The sequence below is a fragment of the Amycolatopsis sp. NPDC051903 genome, assembly GCF_044452505.1.
Taxonomy (GTDB): Bacteria; Actinomycetota; Actinomycetes; order Mycobacteriales; family Pseudonocardiaceae; genus Amycolatopsis.
The window spans coordinates 104,248-124,650 of record NZ_JBITBT010000007.1 but is presented as its reverse complement, the minus strand read 5'-3'; the positions used below and the strand labels follow the sequence as shown (position 1 = coordinate 124,650).

Genomic DNA, 20,403 nt, shown 5'->3' with positions numbered 1-20,403 from the left:
CTTCGGGCCCGTCTGGCAGAATGTTCGCTTGCCCGCTTCCGTCCGGACCCTCTCACCGTTCGGGAGCTCCTGACCTTCGGGTGCCCGAGACCGTGTCCCCACGCGGCCGAGGTGCGCCCACCTGCACCAGAGAGCAACGAGGAGTACCCACACCCGTGGCCGTCAAGATCAAGCTGCAGCGCCTCGGCAAGATCCGTGCGCCGTACTACCGCATCATCGTCGCCGACGCGCGCACCCGCCGGGACGGCAAGGCCATCGAGACGATCGGCAAGTACCACCCGAAGGAAGAGCCGAGCCTGATCCAGGTCGACTCCGAGCGCGCGCAGCACTGGCTGTCCGTCGGCGCCCAGCCGACCGAGCCGGTCCAGCGCCTGCTCGAGATCACCGGCGACTGGCAGAAGTTCAAGGGCCTGCCGGGCGCCGAGGGCACCCTGAAGGTGGCCGAGCCGAAGCCGTCCAAGCAGGACCTGTTCAACGCGGCGCTGGCCGCGGCCGGTGAGGAGCCGGTCGCCGAGGCCACCACGCCGAAGAAGAAGTCCGCCCCGAAGAAGGCTGAGGGCGACAAGGCCGAAGCCGCCGAGGGCGAGAAGTCCGAGTGAGTTTTCTCGCTGACTCCCTCGAGCACCTGGTGCGCGGGATCGTCGACAACCCGGACGAGGTCCGGGTCGAGCTGCTGACCACGCGCCGTGGCCGCACGCTCGAGGTGCACGTGCACCCCGACGACCTCGGCAAGGTGATCGGCCGGGGCGGCCGCACGGCGACCGCCCTGCGCACCGTGATGGGTGGCATCGGTGGCCGCGGCGTCCGGGTGGACGTCGTCGACACCGATCGCTGACCCGCACCGGAAACCCGGACGGTCAGGATGGACGTCGTAGTCGGCCGCATCGCGAAGGCGCACGGCATCCGCGGCGAACTCGCCGTGGACGTGCGCACGGACTCGCCCGAAGAGCGGTTCGCCGTCGGCGCGGTCGTCACGACGAAGCTGCGTGACGGCAGCAAGAGGGATCTCACCGTGGCAGCCGCCCGCGAACACAGCGGGCGGCTGCTGGTGCGTTTCGAGCAGGTGCTGACCCGCGACGTCGCCGAGACCCTGCGCGGCGCGCTCCTGCTCATCGACACCGGCGCACTGCCGCCCACGGACGACCCGGACGAGTTCTACGACCACGAGCTGGCCGGCCTGCGGGCCGAGCTCGCCGACGGCACCGTTGTCGGCAAGGTGGTCGAGGTCGTCCACTCGCCGGCGGGTGAGCTGCTCGAGCTGGACGTCGACGGCCGTGAGGCGCTCGTGCCGTTCGTGAAGGCGATCGTGCCCACCGTCGACGTCGCGGGCGGCCGCGTCGTGCTGGACCCGCCCGAAGGCCTGCTGGACGCCTAGATGCGCATCGACGTCGTCACGATCTTCCCCGAGTACCTCGACCCGCTGCGCGCCGCGCTGCTGGGCCGGGCGATCGACCGCGGCCTCATCGAGGTCGGCGTCCACGACCTGCGCGACTGGACCCACGACGTCCACCGCGCCGTCGACGACGCGCCCTACGGCGGTGGCCCCGGCATGGTCATGAAACCCCAGATCTGGGGCCCGGCCCTCGACGAGGTGTGCCGTCCGGAGACCCGGCTCGTGGTCCCGACGCCCGCCGGCCGGCCGTTCACGCAGGCCATGGCCCACGAGTACGCCGAGGAGCAGCACCTGGTCTTCGCGTGCGGCCGCTACGAAGGCATCGACCAGCGCGTGGTCGACGACGCCGCGCGCCGGATGCCCGTCGACGAGGTGTCGATCGGCGACTACGTGCTGGTCGGCGGCGAAGCGGCGGTGCTGGTGATCGTCGAGGCCGTCGTGCGGCTGCTGCCGGGCGTGCTCGGCAACGCGCGGTCGGCGGCCGAGGACTCGTTCTCCGACGGCCTGCTCGAAGGCCCCAGCTACACCCGCCCGGAGGTGTGGCGCGACCTGGCGGTGCCGGACGTGCTGCGCTCGGGCAACCACGCGCTCGTCGACCGCTGGCGGCGCGACCAGGCGCTGGAGCGCACCGCCCGGCGCCGCCCGGATCTCCTGGCCAAGATGCCGGAAGGTAGTCTCGACCGACGAGATCACGAGGTCCTCGACCGGCTCGGCGAGAACCCCGGCTAGACCCCGTGCGAAGCGAGCACGTGCGCCTCTGCCATAATCGACAGGTTGGCGTGAGTGGACCGCCTCGTTCACGAGCCCGCCATCAGCCCCTGGTGTGGTCGCAAGCAGCGCTGCTGCGCGCCTGTGCGCCCAGGGGGAGAAGTACGCAAGCAATACGAATCGACGAGGACGGACCACGATGAACACCCTGGACGCGCTGGACGCGCAGTCACTGCGTTCCGACATCCCGGACTTCCGCCCGGGCGACACGCTCAAGGTCCACGTCCGCGTCATCGAGGGCAACCGCGAGCGCAACCAGGTCTTCCAGGGCGTCGTCATCCGCCGTCAGGGCGGCGGCGTGCGGGAGACCTTCACCGTCCGCAAGGTCTCGTTCGGCGTGGGCGTCGAGCGCACCTTCCCGGTGCACTCGCCGAACGTCGCGCAGATCGAGGTCTTCAAGCGCGGCGACGTGCGGCGCGCCAAGCTGTACTACCTGCGCGACCTGCGCGGCAAGAAGGCGAAGATCAAGGAGCGTCGCGACAGCCGCGAGACCACCTCTGCCTCCTGAGTGGCAGGGCGGTTCCCGGTAGCCTGGCGACGTGGTCGAACCCGTGCCCCAGAACGCCGCTGAGGATGACCCCGACGGCTCGGAAGAGACTCGTTCCGAGCAGCGTCGGGGCTCTCACCGGCGGGGCAAGCCTCAGCAGAAGCGGTCGTTCTGGAAGGAACTGCCGATCCTGATCGCGATCGCTCTGGTGCTCACGATCCTGATCCAGGCCTTCCTGGCGAAGGTCTTCATGATCCCCTCGGGGTCGATGGAGGCCACGCTTCACGGCTGCCCCGGCTGCACGGGCGACCGGATCCTGGTCGACCGCGTCACGTATGACTTCACGGACCCCTCGCCGGGCGACGTCGTCGTGTTCAAGGGCCCGCCGGCCTGGACCGAGAACGAGATCGCCCCGCAGGAGTCCAGCAACATCGTCGTCCGCGGCCTGCGCGGCCTCGGTTCCCTGGTGGGCTTCGCGCCGCCGGACGAGCGCGACTTCGTCAAGCGGGTGATCGCGGTCGGCGGGCAGACCGTGTCGTGCTGCGATCCGCAGAACCGCGTGATCGTCGACGGCAAGGCGCTCGACGAGCCGTACATCCACTGGGAGAACCCCGACCACGCGGTGCAGGACTCGTTCGCACCGGTCAAGGTGCCGCAGGGCACCCTGTGGGTGATGGGCGACAACCGCAACAACTCCGCCGACTCCCGCTACCAGGGCCAGGGCGGTGCCAACGGCGCCGTGCCCGTGAGCGACGTGATCGGCAAGGCCCGCATCATCGTCTTCCCGCCGAGCCGGTGGGGTGGCGTGTCGGACCACAACCCGCAGGCCGACGCCCAGCCGGTGGCGCTCGGCGCCCCGGCGTGGCAGGAGGGCATCCCCCTCGGCGTCGGGTTCGCCGCGGCCGTGCCCACACTGTTCCTCGGCAAGCGTTTCAAGGCACGCCTGCGCAAGGCGGCCGGCCGGAGACGTTAGGGTGCGTCGCCCGACAACGTCCGTCAGACGGCACGCTCTGCGAAAAGGTTGAGTGCAGCTGTGACCGTTCCTGCTCCCCGAACCCCGGCCGAACCCCTGCGGCCGCCGCGCGCCGTCGTGCGCGGCGAGCTGTTCTGGGGCTTGCAGGGTGCCCTCGAACGTCGTGGCCTGGGGCCCGTCGCGGGCGTCGACGAGGCCGGCGCCGGTGCGTGCGCGGGCCCGCTCGTGGTCGCTTCGTGTGTGCTGCGCCCTGGAGACGGCGCGCGGCTGCCGGAGCTTACAGACTCGAAGATGCTCACCGCCAAGGCCCGCGATCGCGTCTACGACCTGGTGCTGAAGCGCGCTCTCGACTACGCGGTGATCGTGATCCCGTCCGAACAGGTCGACCTGCTCGGCATCCGGGTGATGAACCTCGAGGGGATGCGGCGCGCGGTCGCGGCGCTGCGCGAACACCCCGGGTACGTGCTCACCGACGGCTTCCGCGTGCCGGGCATCCCGGCACCGAACGTCGCGGTCATCAAGGGCGACCGCAGCGTCGCCAGCATCGCCGCGGCGTCGGTGCTCGCGAAGGTGACGCGCGACCGGATCATGGCCGGCCTGCACGAGGAGCTGCCGGACTACGGCTTCGACGTGCACAAGGGCTACAGCACCGCCGACCACCTGGCCGCCCTCACCGAGCACGGGCCGAGCCCGGCGCACCGGTGGTCTTACACGAACGTGGCCACCGCGGCTCTCGCACACGGACTCACTCCACCGCACCCGGTCGTGCTCACCTACGCTGCTCTGGAGAACGCTTTGGCCGAAGGTACCGCTGACGACGTTCTCGAGGGTGTTTCCGAAGAGAACCCGAGCGTGCCGGTCCGTGCCCTGGCCCGCTCGGTGGGTAAGAATGAACGCTCCGCCGCCGGAGCAGCCAGACGATCGCGAGGAGGGGCGCGGATTTCATGAGCGCTGAGGATCTCGAGAAGTACGAGACCGAGATGGAACTCTCGCTGTACCGCGAGTACCGCGACATCGTCGGCCAGTTCTCGTACGTGGTGGAGACCGAGCGGCGGTTCTACCTCGCCAACGCCGTCGACGTGCAAGTCCGCGACGGGGGCGGCGAGGTGTACTTCGAAGTGCGCATGTCCGACGCCTGGGTCTGGGACATGTACCGCCCGGCCCGCTTCGTGAAGCACGTGCGGGTCATCACGTTCAAGGACGTCAACGTCGAGGAACTCGACAAGCCCGACCTGCGCCTGCCGGAAGACGGCCCCTTCAGCGGCTGACGTTCCCCCGTTTTGCGAAGGCCACCCCGGTCCTGCCGGGGTGGTCTTCGTGCTGTCCGGGCTTGGTGCCGACCGGCGGTAGCACCCACCACTGACATATCCGCGCCGCGCTGTTCTCTTCCCGTGCCAACGATCCACAGCACCCCACTTGTCCACAGCCCGCCACTTCGCCCCTGGCCACCACCTCCGTCACCCTGCGAACGTTGATCGCACACGCACCGTGACAGCCGGCGAGGGCCTGGCGGCGGTGCGGCCGAGGGGGAGCGATGAACGACGGCCCGAACCCGGGCGCGCTGTGGCGCCGCGCGGTCGGCCGCTGGGGCGAGGACCTGGCGGCCCGGCACCTGCAGAACGCCGGCCTCGTGGTGCTCAGCCGCAACTGGCTGTGCCGCGAAGGCGAACTCGACCTCGTCCTGTCCGACGGCGACAAGGTCGTCTTCTGCGAGGTCAAAACCCGCACGGGCACCGGCTTCGGCACACCCGCCGAATCCGTCACGGACGAGAAGATCGGCCGCATCCGCCGCGCCGCTCAACGCTGGCTTCAGGCCCACCGCGTCGGCTGGTGCGCCACCCGCTACGACGTCGTCACCATCCTCGCCCCCGCCGGTGCCCATCCCGAGGTCCACCACATCGCGGGAGCGTTCTGATGCCCACCGCAACGTGCTCCCCGGCGGTGTACGCGGTTGTGTGTGGCGCCGGCTTGCGCCGGCTCCTTGCGGAGGTGCTCTGATGCCGATCGCCAAAGCCTGGTCAGTGGCACTCCTGGGGATCGAAGGCCGCGTGATCGAGATCGAAGCCGACCTCGGCGGCGGGCTCAGCCGGGTCACTCTCGTCGGCCTGCCCGACGCCGGACTGCGCGAGTCGAAGGACCGCGTGCGCTCGGCCGTCCGCAACTCCGGCCAACCCTGGCCCGACGGCAAAGTCACCCTGGGTCTGTCGCCCGCCAACCTGCCCAAGGTCGGTTCCGGCTACGACCTCGGCATCGCCGCCGCGGTCCTCGCCGCGAACGGTGCCGTCCCGGCCACCAAGCTGCTGCGCACCGTCCTGCTCGGCGAGCTCGCCCTCGACGGCCGCATCCGGCCCGTCCGCGGTGTCCTGCCCGGCCTGCTGGCCGCGCGCGCCGCCGGCTACGAACGCGCGCTGGTCCCCACGGAGTCCCTCTTCGAAGGCGCCCTCGTCGACGGCATCGAAGTCTCGGGCGTCTCGCGCCTCACCGACCTCGTCGCGTGGCTCAAGAACGAAGGCGACCTCGAACCCACTCCCGAGCCGGCCACCGCCGCGGCCCCCGACGTCCCCGACCTCGCCGACGTCGTCGGCCAGCCGGAAGCCCGCTGGGCCCTCGAAGTCGCCGCCGCGGGCGGCCACCACCTCCTGCTGACCGGCCCACCGGGCGTCGGCAAGACCATGCTCGCCAAACGCCTGCCCGGCCTCCTCCCACCACTCTCCCCGGACGAATCCCTCCAGGTCACCGCCATCCACTCCATCGACGGCTCGCTGTCCAAAGCGTCGCCGCTGGTCACCGTGCCGCCGTTCGTGGCGCCGCACCACTCGATCTCCACCGCTGCCCTCATCGGGGGTGGCACGGGGATCGCCGTGCCCGGCGCCATCAGCCGCGCCCACCGCGGCGTGCTGTTCCTCGACGAGGTCTGCGAGTTCACCGGCCACCGCCTCGATTCGCTGCGCACCGTCCTCGAAGAGGGCGAAGTCCGCATCGCCCGAGCGAAGGGCTCCGTCCAGTACCCGGCCCGGTTCCAGCTCGTCCTCGCGACGAACCCGTGCCCCTGCGCTCCCGCCCGCGAAACGGACTGCATCTGCTCACCGGTCGTCCGCCGCCGCTACCTCGGCCGGCTGTCGGGCCCGCTGCTCGACCGCGTCGACCTTCGCGTGCGCCTCCGGCCGCTCACCGCGATCTCCGCCCACCACTCCACGGCGCCCGAGTCTTCCGAGGTGGTCCGCACCCGCGTGCTCGCCGCGCGCGACCGCGCTGCCCACCGCTGGCGCACCCACGGCTGGCGCGCCAACTCCGACGTCCCCGGCCCCACCCTCCGCCGCGAGTTCGGCCTGCCGTCGGCAACCACCGCCCTCCTCGACCGCGCCCTCCACCGCGGCCTCCTCACCGCCCGCGGCGCCGACCGCTGCCTCCGCATCGCCTGGACCCTCGCCGACCTCGCCGGAGTCACCCACCCGACACCGGACCACGTCTCCGCGGCCCTCGACTTCCGCGAACGGTCTGCAGCGTGAGCCGCCGAGTGCGCCGCCGCGGCGTCACGGGCGCCCGGCGCCGAGCGCCCGCCCAGCTGGCCGGGACACGTCGCCTGCGGTCTTGCCGACGCCGGATCACCACTCTGTCGCTCTGGATTTCCGCTGATCGTCTGCCGCGGGTCCTGCGCACTGCCTGTGCGTCACGGGCGCTCGGTGCCGTGGGTTCGTCGTTCCGCAACGAACGTTTCGCCCGATGGCCACGGTGCTTCGCCTGCGTTCTCACCGATGCCGGATCACGTGTCTGGTGCGCCGGATTTCGGCTGATGGTCCGCCGCATGAACGTCGAGCTTTTGCCGCTGCCGTGGGCCTATCGCCAGTTCCGCGAGGGGCCGACGGTGGACCAGGGGCGACCCGTGCGAGCGTCGCGACTTCGGCTCGAATGTACCCACGCCCGAAGATGTTGCTCCGCGTCGTTTCCACCGACGGCCCGCCACGATCTCCCGAACCAGCGGCGCCGTGCCGTTCGGGAGCTGTGGTCGGTCTCGTCTCCGCGGCTTGCGCTTCTCCGCCAACCACTCGGGTGTGGCTAGGCGGGCGGACAACCGGTTCCGCGAAACCCGGCGCCGGCGGGTCTCGCCGCGCCCTCAGCAGTACCTGCCATTCCCGTCTCCGCGAAAGGACCGCGTCATGACCCGCCCAAGAAAGGAAACCCCGTGAATCACCCCACCCGAACAACGACCGCCCGATCCCCGAAGCGGCACCTCCGGCTGGTCCCGAAGCTCCACGACCCGCCCGTGCGCGACCCCGCGCGGGTTCGCGCCTGCCTCGCGCCACGGCGGTTGCGCGTGCTCAGAGCGGGAGGTGCGGCGTGACGTTGTTGCCCGCGGAACAGCACCCGGTCGCCGCGACCGACGAAGAGCGCCTCGCGCGGGCGTACCTGGTGCGGGTCGCCGAGCCGCCGGCGGCGGCGTTGGTCGCGTTCGTGGGGGAGCGGGGGCCGGTGGAGGCGGCGGCGCGGGTGCGCAGCGGCGAGTGCCCGGAGAAGGTCCGGCGTGAGACCGCGGCGCGCCGTGAAGTGGACAAAGCCGAGGAGGATCTCGAAGCGGCAGCGAAAGCCGGGGCGCGGCTGGTGGTGCCCGAGGACCACGAGTGGCCGGCGTGGCCCTTGCTGTCGCTGGCCGTCGCGAGTGGGCGGGGGGTGGAGAACGTCGCCGCGCCGCTTGCGTTGTGGGTGCGGGGCGAGGCGAGCCTCGCGGAGGCCGCCGATCGGGCGGTCGCCGTCGTCGGGGCGCGGATGGCGACGAACTACGGCGTGCACAACGCCGCGGAGCTCGCGCACGGCCTGGCCGTCCAGGGCGTGCCCGTGTTCTCCGGCGCCGCGATGGGCATCGACGGCGCCGCCCACCGCGGTGCGCTCAGTGCGGACGGCGTCACTGTCGCGGCGTTGGGGTGTGGTGTCGACGTCGCGTACCCGGCCGGCCACGCCGACCTGCTGAAGCGCATCGCCGGAAACGGGGGCGCGGTCATCAGCGAGTACGCGCCCGGCACGCCGCCGGCGAGGCACCGGTTCCTCGTGCGCAACCGGCTCATCGCCGGGCTCACCGACGGCACCGTCGTCATCGAGGCGGGCATCCGCAGCGGCGCGCGCAACACCGCGACGACCGCGGGCGCGCTGGGCAAAGTCGTCATGGCGCTGCCCGGCCCGGTGCAGTCCGGCAACTCCGCCGGGTGTCACGCGCTGATCCGCGACTGCAAAGCCACGCTGGTCACGTCCGTCGAGGAGGTGGTCGAGACCGTCGGCCGGTTCGGGCCGAGGCCGGAAGAGGAGCGCCCACGGAGCCGTCGGCCCACCGATGACCTCGCTCCCGAAGCGCTGCGCGTCTACGAAGCGCTCGTACCCCGGGCCGGACGCTCCGCGGACCACGTCGCGACCGAGTCGGGCGTGCCGGTGGACCGGGTGCGGGCGCTGCTGCCCGAACTGGAGATCGACGGCTTCGCGGTGCGCGGCGACACCGGGTGGCGCCGGATCGTAAGGTCGGCTGCGCGGTGAACGGCGTGGCGATGCTTGACCTCGGGCGGTGTTTCGCGCAGCGTGATCGGCATGCCGTCAGCGAGCGCCCGCCGGGGCGCAGCCGCGCGCCCCGCGGGGCACCGGAAAGGCCCGCCCCGTCCCGATTTACGAGCGCTTCGCGAGGCGTTGCCCGCTTCGGAACGGGCGGTGGTGGCCGACTACGAACGGCATCTGTCGTTGGAGCGCGGCCTGTCGCCGCACACGGTGCGCGCGTACGTGGGCGACGTCGTTTCGCTGCTGGCGTTCCTGACCGAGGCGGAGGACGACGGCCCGGCGCGGGCGCTCGCCGATCTGGACGTCGGGCTGCTGCGCGCGTGGCTCGCCGGGCAGCGCAGCGGCGGCGCGGGCCGGACCACGCTGGCGCGGCGCGCCGCGGCGGCGAGAACGTTCACGGCGTGGGCGCACCGCCAGGGCGTGCTGAAGGCGGATCCCGGTGGCCGGCTCGCGGCGCCGCGAGCCCACCGGACGCTGCCGGGGGTGCTGCGCGCCGAGCAGGCCGGCGAGCTGATGCAGGCGGCCGCGGCGGGAGCCGAGCAGCGGGATCCGGTCGCGCTGCGTGACCGCGCAGTCGTCGAGCTGCTGTACGCGACGGGCATCCGGGTGTCGGAGCTGTGTGGTCTGGACGTCGGCGTCGTCGACTTCGACCGGCGTGTCGTGTCGGTGATCGGGAAGGGCGACAAGGAGCGGACGGTGCCGTTCGGCGTCCCGGCGGCCGAAGCGCTCACGACGTGGCTCGACGCGGGGCGTCCCGAACTGCTCGGCGGGAAGTTGGGAAAGGCCCTCTTCCTGGGCGTTCGTGGCAACCGGCTCGACCCTAGGGCGGCGCGGCGCATCGTGCACGAGGCGGTGGCCGCGGTGCCCGGAGCACTCGACATGGGGCCACACGGACTGCGGCACTCCGCCGCGACCCACCTGCTGGAAGGAGGTGCCGATCTCAGGAGCGTTCAGGAACTGCTCGGTCACGCTACGCTTGCTACGACCCAGCTCTACACTCACGTGACCGTCGATCGGCTGAAGGCGATCCATGACCGAGCACATCCACGGGCCTGACGAGGCCGGTGGCGGCTCGGTCGAAAACAGCCGGGCCGAACCGCCGGCGCACGCGCATCCGCACGAGCACGGAGACCATACTGAGCCGCATGCCGAGAACCACCGTGCAATGACCTCCACGCCGCAAGTCACGGAGGCCGGGGCGAACGGCTCCGGCGACCGGGACACCGTCAGCGAAGACGGCCGCCCCGGGCACGACGTCGACGCGGGCATCCAGGCGTTGTGGCAGCAGTTCGCCGACAAGCCGGACCAGACCTCGCGCGACCGCCTCGTGCTGCACTACGCGCCGCTGGTGAAGTACGTCGCCGGCCGCGTGGGCACGGGCCTGCCGACGCACGTCGACGTGGGTGACCTCGTGCAGTCCGGCATCTTCGGTCTCGTCGACGCCATCGAGAAGTTCGAGCCCGCCCGCGGGCTGCGGTTCGAGACCTACGCGATGCAGCGCATCCGCGGCGCCATCCTCGACGATCTGCGTTCGCAAGACTGGGTGCCCCGCGCCGTGCGCAGCAAGGCGAAGGAGACCGAGCGCGCGCTGGAACGGCTGGGCGCGCGCCTGCACCGCACCCCCACCGACGCCGAGCTCGCCCGCGAGCTCAACATCGGCGTCGACGAGCTGCGCGATTTCTACGGCCAGCTCCAGCTCACCAGCGTCGTCGCGCTCGAGGACCTGGTGACGGCCGGCAAGGACAGCGGTTCCCTCGTCGACACCCTCCCCGACGACGGCGCCGTCGACCCGGTCGCCGTCCTCGTCGACCAGGACAACCGCCGCCAGCTCGCGGAGGCCATCGCCCAGCTCACCGAGCGCGACAAGATCGTGGTCAGCCTCTACTACTTCGAAAGCCTCACGCTCGCCGAGATCGGCAAGGTCCTGGGCGTCACGGAGTCGCGCGTGAGCCAGCTCCACACCCGCGCCGTGATGCGGCTGCGCGCCAAGCTCACGGAGCAGACCACCAGCTGAGCGGCCTCATCACCCCGTCCCGTCGTCCCACGGCTTCAGCCGCATCCGGCTCGGCGTGCCGGTCAGCGCCAGCGGATCGACGTACTCCTCGCCCCGGCGCGCGCCCCAGTGCAGGCAAGCCGCGCTCGGACAGCCCGGGTGCCCGGCCGTCACCGTCCCCAGCGGCTGCCCGCGGTACACCTGATCCCCGGCAGCGACGGACGGCGTGAGCGGCAAGTACGTCGTCCGCAGTCCGCCGTCGTGGTCGACCGCCACCACGCCGTGCCCGGCGACGTCGCCCGCGAACACCACCACACCCACGTCGGCGGCCAGCACCTGCTGCCCCACGGCCGCCTCCAGGTCGACGCCCCGGTGCCCCGGCCCGTACTCCGTCGCAGGCGGCTCGAAGTACCGCGTGACCTTCGGCCGCGGAGTCAACGGCCACGCCAGCCGCCCCTGCTGCGCCGCGGGTGCTCGCGGTAGCGGGCGCGCGGGTGCCCCCGACGCCGCAGGAAGTCCGGACGGCTCGCCAGGCGACAGCAGCTCCTCGGCCAGCGCGCGCCCGGCCAGCGCGCCCGGTAGCGCCACCACCAGCACCACCGCCACCACCAGCACGAACCTCGCCCACCCCGGCGCCCGCAGCCACGCCGCGCGGCGGACGAACGCCACCACGCGCGCCGACACCGGCTCGGTCGGCCGCCGATGCCGGCCGCCCTGGGCCGGCCGCGCGGTCCGGGGCACTCGAACCACACCACTCCCCACCGAAAACCGCAGCCGCGGCGGGGAGGAACACGAAGTCGTCGTCACGGGTTCCATGGTGGGGGCCCAGTCGGCTAGCACTCCGCCAACAAGGGGAGTTGTCCACAGGGCGAGCGAGTTGTGGACAACTGACGGGTCCCGGAACGCTGCCGGTGGGGCCACCCCTGGTGGCAGGAGGTAGAATCTTTTCCGCAGCCCACCAGCTGGGCTGACTTCGCGTGCTCGTGCGCGCAGCCCCGGCCGGTTCCGCAGTGCGGAGCGCCGGACGGAGGGTCGCACGGTGCTCGGCGGTCCCTGGGGTTCTTCGAAGGAAAAGCATCAGGGTCCGGGCACCGGCACGGCACCAGGGCGAGCGGTCACCCGGCCGCGAGCGACGAACCGAACAGCACGTCCGCGGCGGCGAAAACCGCGGGGGTGCGCGACACAGAGAAGGTGTGATTCCGGCAATGGCCGTCGTCACCATGAAGCAGCTGCTCGACAGCGGCGTGCACTTCGGGCACCAGACCCGTCGGTGGAACCCGAAGATGAAGCGCTACATCTTCACCGAGCGCAACGGCATCTACATCATCGACCTGCAGCAGACGCTGACGTACATCGACCGTGCGTTCGAGTTCATCAAGGAAACCGTCGCGCACGGCGGCACCATCATGTTCGTCGGCACGAAGAAGCAGGCGCAGGAAGCGATCGCCAACGAGGCCGCGCGCGTGGGCATGCCCTACGTCAACCAGCGCTGGCTCGGCGGCATGCTGACCAACTTCCAGACCGTGCACAAGCGCCTCCTGCGCCTCAAGGAGCTCGAGGCCCAGGAGCAGACCGGTGGCTTCCAGGGGCTGACCAAGCGCGAGATCCTCACGCTGACCCGCGAGAAGGACAAGCTCGAGAAGACCCTCGGCGGTATCCGCGACATGGCCAAGGTGCCGAGCGCGGTGTGGATCGTCGACACCAAGAAGGAGCACATCGCCGTCGGCGAGGCTCGGAAGCTGAACATCCCGGTTGTCGCGATCCTCGACACCAACTGCGACCCGGACGAGGTCGACTACCCGATCCCGGGCAACGACGACGCGATCCGTTCGGCCGCGCTGCTGACCAAGGTGGTGGCCGAGGCCGCCGCCGCCGGTCTGATGGCGCGCTCGAGCCGTGGTGGCGCGTCGGCCGACGCCAAGCCGGAGCCGGGTGTGGCGTCGGACGAGCCGCTGGCCGAGTGGGAGAAGGAGCTGCTCGCCGGTTCGGACACCGCCGCGGCCGACGCCTCCGAGGCTGCCGCCGCGACGGAAGCCGCGACCGAGGCCGTCACCGAGCAGGCCCCGGCCAACTCCTGATTCGACCGTGCCCGGGCGGTCCGCAGGGCCGCCCGGGCGCTGCTCACCACACGTACCTGAAACGGACGGATTCAACACGATGGCGAACTACACCGCCGCTGACGTGAAGCGCCTGCGCGAGCTGACCGGCGCCGGCATGATGGACTGCAAGAAGGCCCTCGAGGAGAACGACGGCGACTTCGAGAAGGCCGTCGAGTTCCTGCGCATCAAGGGTGCCAAGGACGTCGGCAAGCGCGCCGAGCGCGCCACCGCCGAGGGCCTGGTCACCGGCGACGGCGGCGTGCTCATCGAGCTCGACTCCGAGACCGACTTCGTCGCCAAGAACGACGACTTCCAGCAGCTCGCCGCCAAGATCGTCGAGGCCGCGAAGACCCTCAAGACCAGCGACGTCGAGGCCCTCAAGGCCGCCGACCTCGGTGGCAAGCCGGTCAGCGAGGCCATCCAGGAGCTCTCGGCCCGCATCGGCGAGAAGCTCGAGCTGCGCCGCGTCGTGGCCTTCGAGGGCCAGACCGCGACCTACCTGCACCGCCGCGGCTCGGACCTGCCGCCGGCCGTGGGCGTGCTCGTCGAGTTCACCGGTGACGACAGCGACGCCGCCCGCGGTGCCGCCATGCAGGTCGCCGCGCTGCGCGCGAAGTACCTGACCCGCGACGAGGTGCCGGCCGAGATCGTCGAGAACGAGCGCCGCATCGCCGAGCAGACCGCGCGCGAAGAGGGCAAGCCGGAGCAGGCCCTGCCGAAGATCATCGAAGGCAAGGTCAACGCGTACTACAAGGACAACGTCCTGCTCGAGCAGCCGTCGGTCAAGGACAACAAGAAGACCGTCAAGGCCCTGCTCGACGAGGCCGGCGTGACCCTGACCCGGTTCGCCCGGTTCGAGGTCGGCCAGGCCTGAGGAAGGTACTGGGTCTAGGTTCTGCGACTGTGCCCCGTCTCCGCGGTGCGGGGACGGGGCACAGTCGGGTTTAGCCGCACAACCCCTCACGAAGGGGCGGCGCGGCCAGCGAACACGGGAGGCGACACACAGATGGGTGACCGGGTCGACGGTGGCTACCGGAGGGTGCTGCTGAAGCTGGGCGGCGAGATGTTCGGTGGCGGCTCGATCGGGGTCGACCCCGATGTCGTCCACTCCGTCGCGCGTCAGATCGCCGCAGTCGCGCGCACCGGCGTCCAGATCGCGGTGGTGATCGGCGGCGGCAACTACTTCCGCGGCGCGGAGCTGTCCCAGCGGGGGATGGACCGCGACCGCGCGGACTACATGGCCATGCTGGGCACCGTGATGAACTGCCTGGCCCTGCAGGACTTCCTGGAGAAGGAAGGCCTGCCCACGCGCGTGCAGACCGCCATCACGATGGGCCAGGTCGCCGAGCCGTACATCCCGCGCCGCGCCGAGCGGCACCTGGAGAAGGGCCGCGTGGTCATCTTTGGCGCCGGGGTCGGCATGCCGTACTTCTCCACCGACACCGCCGCCGCGCAGCGCGCGCTGGAGCTCGGCTGCGAGGCCGTGCTGATGGCCAAGGCAGTGGACGGTGTCTACACCGCGGACCCGAAGACCGACCCGGACGCGAAGATGTTCCACGAGATCAGCCACCGCGAGGTGCTCGAACGGGACCTCAAGGTCGCCGACGCCACCGCGTTCAGCCTGTGCATGGACAACAACATGCCGATCATCGTGTTCAACCTCCTCACCGAGGGGAACATCGCCCGTGCGGTGAGTGGTGAGAGGATCGGGACGCTGGTCAGCACCCCCGCCGACGGGGTGTCGGCGTAGACCTGCTGGGATCAGCAACGGATCGACAATCACAACACCGGGAGTAGCCGTGATCGACGAGACCCTCCTCGACGCCGAGGAGAAGATGGAAAAAGCGGTGTCCGTCGCGAAGGAGGACCTGACGTCGGTGCGCACCGGCCGGGCCACCCCATCGATGTTCTCGCGCATCGTCGTCGAGTACTACGGCGCGCCGACCCCGCTGAACCAGCTGGCGAGCGTCAACGTGCCCGAGGCGCGAATGGCGCTGATCAAGCCCTACGACCAGACCCAGATCGGTGCCATCGAGAAGGCGATCCGCGAGTCGGACCTCGGGGTGAACCCGAGCAACGACGGCAACGTCATCCGCATCGTCATCCCGCAGCTCACCGAGGAGCGGCGCAAGGAGATGGTGAAGGTCGCGAAGGGCAAGGGCGAGGACGCCCGCGTGTCGATCCGCAGCATCCGCCGCAAGGCGAAGGAAGAGCTCGACCGGATCGCCAAGGACGGCGAGGCGGGTGAGGACGAGGTCGTGCGCGCCGAGAAGGAGCTGCAGAACCTCACCGACACCTACGTGCACCAGGTCGACGAGCTGGTGAAGCACAAGGAAGCCGAGCTGCTCGAGGTCTGATGAGCCAGGTGAGCGAGGAACGAGACGAGCGGGTGGAGCACACCCCGCCGCCGGAGCCGGCGAAGGAGCCGGAACCGGCGAAGAAGGCCTCCCGGGCCGGCCGGAACCTCCCGGCCGCCATCGGGGTGGGCCTGGTGCTGGGCGCGGCCATCATCGTTTCCCTGCTCACCGTCCGCTTCATCTTCATCGGGGTCATCGCGATCGCGATCGGGGTCGGCACGTTCGAGTTCGCCGGCGTGCTCCGCCGCGTCGCGAACATCAAGGTCGCGATGATCCCTGTACTCGTCGGCGGCCAGGCGATGATCTGGCTGGCTTGGCCGTTCGGCCGCGCGGGGGCTCTCACGGCGTTCGTGATCACGGTGCTGGCCTGCCTGCTGTGGCGGCTGCCCGGCGGTGCCGAGGGCTACCTCCGCGACATCTCGGCGTCGGTGTTCGCGAGCGCGTACCTGCCGCTGTTCGGCGCGTTCGCCGCGATGCTCGTCCCGCCGGACGACGGCGTCGGCCGGGTGCTCACGTTCCTCATCGCCGTCGTCGCCTCCGACACGGGCGGCTACATCGCCGGCGTTCTCGGCGGCAAGCACCCCATGGCGCCCACGATCAGCCCGAAGAAGTCCTGGGAGGGCTTCGCCGGGTCGATGATCGCGGGCATCGTCGCGGGCATCCTCACGATCAGCCTGATGCTCCACGGCCACACCTGGCAGGGCGCGGTGTTCGGTGCCGCGATCGTGCTCACGGCGACGCTCGGCGACCTCGTCGAGTCGCTGATCAAGCGCGACCTCGGCATCAAGGACATGGGCACGCTCCTGCCGGGCCACGGCGGCATCATGGACCGCCTCGACTCGCTGCTGCCCTCGGCCGTCGTTTCCTGGCTGCTGCTCTCCGCGTTCGTCCCCGCCTGACCTGCGCTGGGAGGCCACGCCTCCCAGCGGTGAGCGAACCGTTCGTGGACCACCGAAGTGTCCGCGGGGTTCACTCGAAGGCATGATCGCCTCGACTCAGGAACGGACTCCGGCCCGGCTCGCGCTCACCGCGGTGTGCCTCGGGTTCGTGATGATCACGCTCGACGCGACCATCGTGAACCTCGCGCTGCCGGCCATCGGCGCGGAATTCGCCGAACCGTCGACGGCCGCGCTGCAGTGGGTCGTCGACTCCTACACCGTCGCGCTCGCCGCGTTCCTGCTCACGTGGGGTGCGGCCGGGGACCGGTGGGGTTCGCGGCGCGTCTTCGAAATCGGCACGGCGGTGTTCGTCGTCGCTTCGATCGCTTGCGCGGCAGCGGATTCGCTGCCGTGGCTGGTCGCCGCCCGGGCCGTGCAAGGCGCCGGCGCGGCCGCGCTGCTGCCGTCTTCGCTCGCGCTGATCGTCCACCAGTTCCCCGACCCGGGTGCCCGCGCCCGCGCGCTCGGCGTGTGGGGCGGCATCAGCGGTGTGGGGCTCGCGGCCGGCCCGATGCTCGGCGGGCTCGCCGTCGGGCTGGCCGACTGGCGGCTCGTGTTCGCGGTGAACGTGCCCATCGGGCTCATCGCGATCGTGCTGACGCGCCGGTTCGTCACCGAGACCACGCCGCACCAGCGGACCCGCCTCGACGTCGTCGGCCAAGTCCTCGGCACGGCGGCGCTGGCCTGTGTCGTCGCGGGGTTCATCGAGGCCGGCCACGCGGGCTGGACGGATGCGACGACGCTCGTGCTCGTCGTCGCCGGTGTGGTCGCCGGGATCGCGTTCGTCGTCGCCGAAAAGGTGATCGCCGCGCCGGTGCTGCCGCTGGGGGTGCTCAAGGTCCGCGACTTCGCCGTCGCGACGGCCATCGGTGGCCTGTTCAACTTCTGCCTCTACGGCACGTTGTTCTGCCTCGCCCTGTTCCTGCAACGGATGTGGCACCTCGGCGCGCTCGCCGCCGGCCTGGCGCTCGTGCCGCTCACGCTCGCGGTGGGGCTCAACGCGTTCTTCAGCGGCGGTCTCACCCACCGGTTCGGCTCGCGCGTGCCGATCATCGCCGGCGGGCTCACGGCGCTGGCCGGTTCGGCCGGCCTGGCGCTGCTGCCGCAGGATCGGGCGCCGGTGCCGCTGATCGTGTTCTCGCTGGTCTTCGGCTGCTGCTCGCTCGCGATGCCCGCGATGACGTCACTGGCCATGAACGCGTTGCCCGGCAAGGCGGGGCTCGCCGCGGGTGTGCTCAACGCGGCGCGCCAGACCGGCGGCGCGGTGGGCGTCGCGCTCGTCGGTGGGCTGCTGCCGGGCACGGCGCTGTGGGTCGTCGCCGGTGGTTACGCCGGGATCGTGCTGCTCACGGGCCTGCTGCGGCGTCAGTCGGCGGGTCAGTCGTCGTAGGGGTCGTCGACCTCGGCACGGCCGATGTCGTCGAGCGTGCGCGAGTGGTCGATCACCGCGAACACCGCGCCGTCGGGGTCGGCGAGGATCGCCATGCGGCCGTACGCGGTGTCGTAGGGCTGGATCACCACGGTCCCGCCGAGCATCAGCGCCTGGCCGGCCGTCGCGTCGGTGCCGCGCGCCGGGTCGACCTCGAAGTACACGAGCCAGTGCGGGGGAGTGTCGCGGCTGTACTCCGAACCCATCACGTACCGGTAGAGCACGGGGGTGTGCTCGATGAGGTACTCCGCGTAGTCGAGGGTCTCGCCGTCGCCGATCTGGTGGCTCGCGTAGTTGAAGAGCTTCGTGTAGAAGTGATCGGCCGCCGGGCCGTCGTGGGCGTTGAGGTCCGCGCCGCTGAAGGTGTTGGGGACGCCGGTGACGAACCGCCAGTCCGGCGGCGCTTCCCACAACACGACGGGCGCACCCGACGCGTCGACCGCGTGCACGATGCTGCCGCGGTCGGGGATCGCGACGGGGCCGAGCGTCACCTGGCCGCCCAGGTACTCCACCCATTCGGCCGCGCTCGCGGTGTGCGGCACCGAGATGTGCAACGTCCAGCCGGGGGCGGTCTGGGCGCCGGCCTCGTAGAGCCCGCCTGTGGGCTCGCCCGCGAGCGACGCGATCCAGTAGCGCCCCGTCGGTGTGGCGGGATCGCGGCGGACTTCGAACTCCCAGCCGAACAGCCCGGTGTAGAACTGTTGCGTCATCGCTTCATCGCGACAGGCCACCTCGATCCAGCACGGCAGCCCGGCCGGAATCGCACTCGCACTGGCCGAACCGACGGACATGGTGGCCTCCTCCCCGATTGAGGGAGAAGTTTATGGGTTGCTCGTGATTTTTTCGCTCTGAGCTGCGAACCCGGAACCGGGTCGTGGCCGACGTCGTTGGAGTCGTTCGTGCGATGGTTCTCCCGCTCCGCCGCGTCGTCGCGCGCGGCCGACGTCCTGCCGAGCCCCAACATCTGGTACTACCAGCGGGCTTACGAGCTGGAGAACCGCGCGCAGGACGCCGGCGGCGAGATCTGGCGCGCGCTGCGCGAGGAGTGCGACTGGACCGGTCGCGACGTCCTGGACGTCGGCTGTGGTGACGGATTCCACTTGCCGCACTTCGCCCGCGACGCCCGTTCGGTGCTCGGCGTCGAGCCGTACGCACCGCTGGCGCGCGACGCGGCGAAGCGAGTTTCGGACCTGCCGAACGTCTCGGTGAAGGAAGGCCGGGCGCAGCGGCTGCCGGTCGCCGACGCGAGCGTCGACGTCGTCCACGCGCGCACCGCGTACTTCTTCGGGCCGGGCTGCGAGCCGGGGCTTCGCGAAGCGGACCGCGTGCTGCGGCCCGGCGGGTCGATCGTGATCGTCGACCTCGACGCGACGAGCGAGCCCTACGGCGGGTGGATGCGAGCGGATCTGCCGCACTACGACCCGGTTGCCGTGGAACGGTTCTTCGCGGCCGAGGGCTTTCGCCTCCGGCGGGTCGCGACGCGCTGGCAGTTCGCCGACCACGCGTCGCTGGAGTCAGTGCTGAAGATCGAGTTCAGCCCGAAAGTCGCCGAACGAGCCGTCGCCGAAGTGCTTCGCGGCACCGGCAATGGTCTGACCGCCGGCGTGACGCTGCCGGTGGGCTACCGCGTTCACACGCGTGGCAAGCCCACCGGCCTCGTCCTGCCGGGTCACTCGGCCGTTTCCGGCGAGGCGTCTTCGGCGGAGTCGTCTTCGACCTCACCGAGGATCGTGTAGATCGAGCGGCGTGCCTCGTTGAGCACGTCGACCACGCGGGCCTGCTGACCCGCGGAGCCGGCGCGCATCACCTGCACGACCGCCGCCGCGAGCGTGGCGCCCGCCTTGCGCAGGTCGACCTCGACGGGATCGACGTCCTCGGCGAAGTGCTCCCACGGCGGGGTGCCGGTCTGCTGTTCGGCCGCCGCGCGGCCTTCGTCGGTGAGCTGGAACAGCTTCTTGCCGTTCTCGTCGTTGCTCACGACCAGGCCCTCGTCGGCCAGCATCTGCAGCGTCGGGTAGATCGAGCCGGGGCTGGGCTTCCAGAAGCCGCCGCTGCGCTCGCCGATCTCGCGGATGATCTCGTAACCGTGCCGCGGCTGCTCCGCCAGCAGGGTCAGGATCGCCGCGCGGACGTCGCCGCGCCGGCCGCGACGCGGGCCGTGCCCTCGCCGCCCGCCCGGACCGTGGCCGCGCCGGCCGCGAGGACCGCCGGGACCGAACCCGAACTCGCCGAACTCGCGGGCCCAGGGGCCGAACGCGGGACGGCCGTGTTCACCGTGCTCGAAGTGCGCACCTCGCGCACCGGGGAAGGGGTGTCGTCTCATGATCAGTGTTCCTTTCTCGAACGGTTGCGACACGTTCACGATATATCGGAAACAGTCGTAGTGCAACCCGCGCCTCTCCGGGGACCTGCGCGAGAACTGTTTCCGGTG

The 20,403-nt window shown here is 71.1% G+C and carries 23 protein-coding genes; 20 read left to right on the top strand and 3 right to left on the bottom strand.

Translation table 11 applies throughout. The features are described from left to right. The first annotated feature begins 155 nt into the window (after window positions 1-155). From rpsP to ACIA77_RS18725, 13 genes are all read left to right on the top strand, one after another. The gene (gene rpsP / locus ACIA77_RS18785; protein WP_395887155.1) at window positions 156-599 is read left to right on the top strand and encodes a 30S ribosomal protein S16; all 444 of its coding nucleotides are present in this window, start codon (window positions 156-158) and stop codon (window positions 597-599) included. Continuing rightward, the gene (locus tag ACIA77_RS18780; protein ID WP_003103110.1) at window positions 596-835 is read left to right on the top strand and encodes an RNA-binding protein; all 240 of its coding nucleotides are present in this window, start codon (window positions 596-598) and stop codon (window positions 833-835) included. The genes rpsP and ACIA77_RS18780 overlap by 4 nt, the downstream gene beginning before the upstream one ends. Before the next feature lie 27 nt (window positions 836-862). Beyond that, window positions 863-1,375 carry a ribosome maturation factor RimM gene (gene rimM, locus ACIA77_RS18775; protein WP_395887154.1) on the top strand — a complete coding sequence of 171 codons (513 nt, stop codon included), beginning with the start codon at window positions 863-865 and terminating at the stop codon, window positions 1,373-1,375. Beyond that, the gene (gene trmD / locus ACIA77_RS18770) at window positions 1,376-2,122 is read left to right on the top strand and encodes a tRNA (guanosine(37)-N1)-methyltransferase TrmD (protein WP_395887153.1); all 747 of its coding nucleotides are present in this window, start codon (window positions 1,376-1,378) and stop codon (window positions 2,120-2,122) included. 178 nt (window positions 2,123-2,300) lie between these two features. Next, window positions 2,301-2,669 (top strand): 50S ribosomal protein L19, encoded by a 369-nt coding sequence (rplS, locus tag ACIA77_RS18765; RefSeq protein WP_204090669.1) that lies wholly within the window; start codon window positions 2,301-2,303, stop codon window positions 2,667-2,669. Between the two features lie 31 nt (window positions 2,670-2,700). After that, the gene (gene lepB, locus ACIA77_RS18760) at window positions 2,701-3,621 is read left to right on the top strand and encodes a signal peptidase I (protein ID WP_395887152.1); all 921 of its coding nucleotides are present in this window, start codon (window positions 2,701-2,703) and stop codon (window positions 3,619-3,621) included. Window positions 3,622-3,681: 60 nt separating this feature from the next. Next, the gene (locus ACIA77_RS18755) at window positions 3,682-4,569 is read left to right on the top strand and encodes a ribonuclease HII (protein WP_395887151.1); all 888 of its coding nucleotides are present in this window, start codon (window positions 3,682-3,684) and stop codon (window positions 4,567-4,569) included. Beyond that, on the top strand, window positions 4,566-4,889 hold the full coding sequence (locus ACIA77_RS18750; RefSeq protein WP_003096226.1) for a DUF2469 domain-containing protein: 324 nt from the start codon (window positions 4,566-4,568) through the stop codon (window positions 4,887-4,889). The genes ACIA77_RS18755 and ACIA77_RS18750 overlap by 4 nt, the downstream gene beginning before the upstream one ends. Window positions 4,890-5,155: 266 nt before the next feature. Beyond that, window positions 5,156-5,536: a YraN family protein gene (locus tag ACIA77_RS18745; RefSeq protein WP_395887150.1), complete on the top strand. Its 381-nt coding sequence runs from the start codon at window positions 5,156-5,158 to the stop codon at window positions 5,534-5,536. Window positions 5,537-5,618: 82 nt separating this feature from the next. Then, window positions 5,619-7,130 (top strand): YifB family Mg chelatase-like AAA ATPase, encoded by a 1,512-nt coding sequence (locus tag ACIA77_RS18740; protein WP_395887149.1) that lies wholly within the window; start codon window positions 5,619-5,621, stop codon window positions 7,128-7,130. Between the two features lie 829 nt (window positions 7,131-7,959). Continuing rightward, on the top strand, window positions 7,960-9,141 hold the full coding sequence (gene dprA, locus ACIA77_RS18735) for a DNA-processing protein DprA (protein ID WP_395887148.1): 1,182 nt from the start codon (window positions 7,960-7,962) through the stop codon (window positions 9,139-9,141). Window positions 9,142-9,192: 51 nt separating this feature from the next. Then, window positions 9,193-10,212, top strand: a complete 1,020-nt coding sequence (locus ACIA77_RS18730) for a tyrosine recombinase XerC (RefSeq protein WP_395887147.1) — start codon at window positions 9,193-9,195, stop codon at window positions 10,210-10,212. A gap of 109 nt (window positions 10,213-10,321) precedes the next feature. After that, window positions 10,322-11,170, top strand: coding sequence for a FliA/WhiG family RNA polymerase sigma factor (locus tag ACIA77_RS18725; RefSeq protein ID WP_395887146.1), 849 nt, complete (start codon window positions 10,322-10,324; stop codon window positions 11,168-11,170). 9 nt (window positions 11,171-11,179) lie between these two features. On the opposite strand, the gene ACIA77_RS18720 is transcribed toward ACIA77_RS18725, so the two are convergent. Continuing rightward, window positions 11,180-11,890: a M23 family metallopeptidase gene (locus tag ACIA77_RS18720; protein WP_395887145.1), complete on the bottom strand. Its 711-nt coding sequence runs from the start codon at window positions 11,888-11,890 to the stop codon at window positions 11,180-11,182. 464 nt (window positions 11,891-12,354) lie between these two features. Between ACIA77_RS18720 and rpsB the strand changes: the two genes are divergently transcribed. The 6 genes from rpsB (at window position 12,355) to ACIA77_RS18690 (ending at window position 17,933) form a co-directional block, all read left to right on the top strand. Continuing rightward, the gene (rpsB, locus tag ACIA77_RS18715; protein ID WP_395887144.1) at window positions 12,355-13,227 is read left to right on the top strand and encodes a 30S ribosomal protein S2; all 873 of its coding nucleotides are present in this window, start codon (window positions 12,355-12,357) and stop codon (window positions 13,225-13,227) included. 79 nt (window positions 13,228-13,306) lie between these two features. Then, window positions 13,307-14,122, top strand: a complete 816-nt coding sequence (gene tsf, locus ACIA77_RS18710; protein WP_395887143.1) for a translation elongation factor Ts — start codon at window positions 13,307-13,309, stop codon at window positions 14,120-14,122. A 132-nt stretch (window positions 14,123-14,254) separates the two neighbouring features. Then, a complete protein-coding gene (gene pyrH, locus ACIA77_RS18705) occupies window positions 14,255-14,998 on the top strand; it encodes a UMP kinase (protein ID WP_395887142.1) in 744 nt (247 codons plus the stop codon). A 49-nt stretch (window positions 14,999-15,047) separates the two neighbouring features. Beyond that, window positions 15,048-15,605 carry a ribosome recycling factor gene (frr, locus tag ACIA77_RS18700; RefSeq protein ID WP_204090658.1) on the top strand — a complete coding sequence of 186 codons (558 nt, stop codon included), beginning with the start codon at window positions 15,048-15,050 and terminating at the stop codon, window positions 15,603-15,605. Beyond that, window positions 15,605-16,504 (top strand): phosphatidate cytidylyltransferase, encoded by a 900-nt coding sequence (locus tag ACIA77_RS18695; protein WP_395887141.1) that lies wholly within the window; start codon window positions 15,605-15,607, stop codon window positions 16,502-16,504. Before frr ends, ACIA77_RS18695 begins: the two co-directional genes overlap by 1 nt. Window positions 16,505-16,586: 82 nt before the next feature. Then, window positions 16,587-17,933: an MFS transporter gene (locus ACIA77_RS18690; protein ID WP_395887140.1), complete on the top strand. Its 1,347-nt coding sequence runs from the start codon at window positions 16,587-16,589 to the stop codon at window positions 17,931-17,933. Here the strand turns inward: ACIA77_RS18690 and ACIA77_RS18685 are convergent. Then, the gene (locus ACIA77_RS18685; RefSeq protein ID WP_395887139.1) at window positions 17,921-18,763 is read right to left on the bottom strand and encodes a VOC family protein; all 843 of its coding nucleotides are present in this window, start codon (window positions 18,761-18,763) and stop codon (window positions 17,921-17,923) included. The genes ACIA77_RS18690 and ACIA77_RS18685 overlap by 13 nt on opposite strands. Window positions 18,764-18,871: 108 nt before the next feature. Here ACIA77_RS18685 and ACIA77_RS18680 point away from each other — a divergent pair, with 108 nt between their 5' ends. Beyond that, window positions 18,872-19,708 carry a class I SAM-dependent methyltransferase gene (locus ACIA77_RS18680; RefSeq protein ID WP_395887138.1) on the top strand — a complete coding sequence of 279 codons (837 nt, stop codon included), beginning with the start codon at window positions 18,872-18,874 and terminating at the stop codon, window positions 19,706-19,708. On the opposite strand, the gene ACIA77_RS18675 is transcribed toward ACIA77_RS18680, so the two are convergent. Continuing rightward, window positions 19,642-20,295 carry a PadR family transcriptional regulator gene (locus ACIA77_RS18675; protein ID WP_395887137.1) on the bottom strand — a complete coding sequence of 218 codons (654 nt, stop codon included), beginning with the start codon at window positions 20,293-20,295 and terminating at the stop codon, window positions 19,642-19,644. The genes ACIA77_RS18680 and ACIA77_RS18675 overlap by 67 nt on opposite strands. Between the last annotated feature and the right edge of the window lie 108 nt (window positions 20,296-20,403).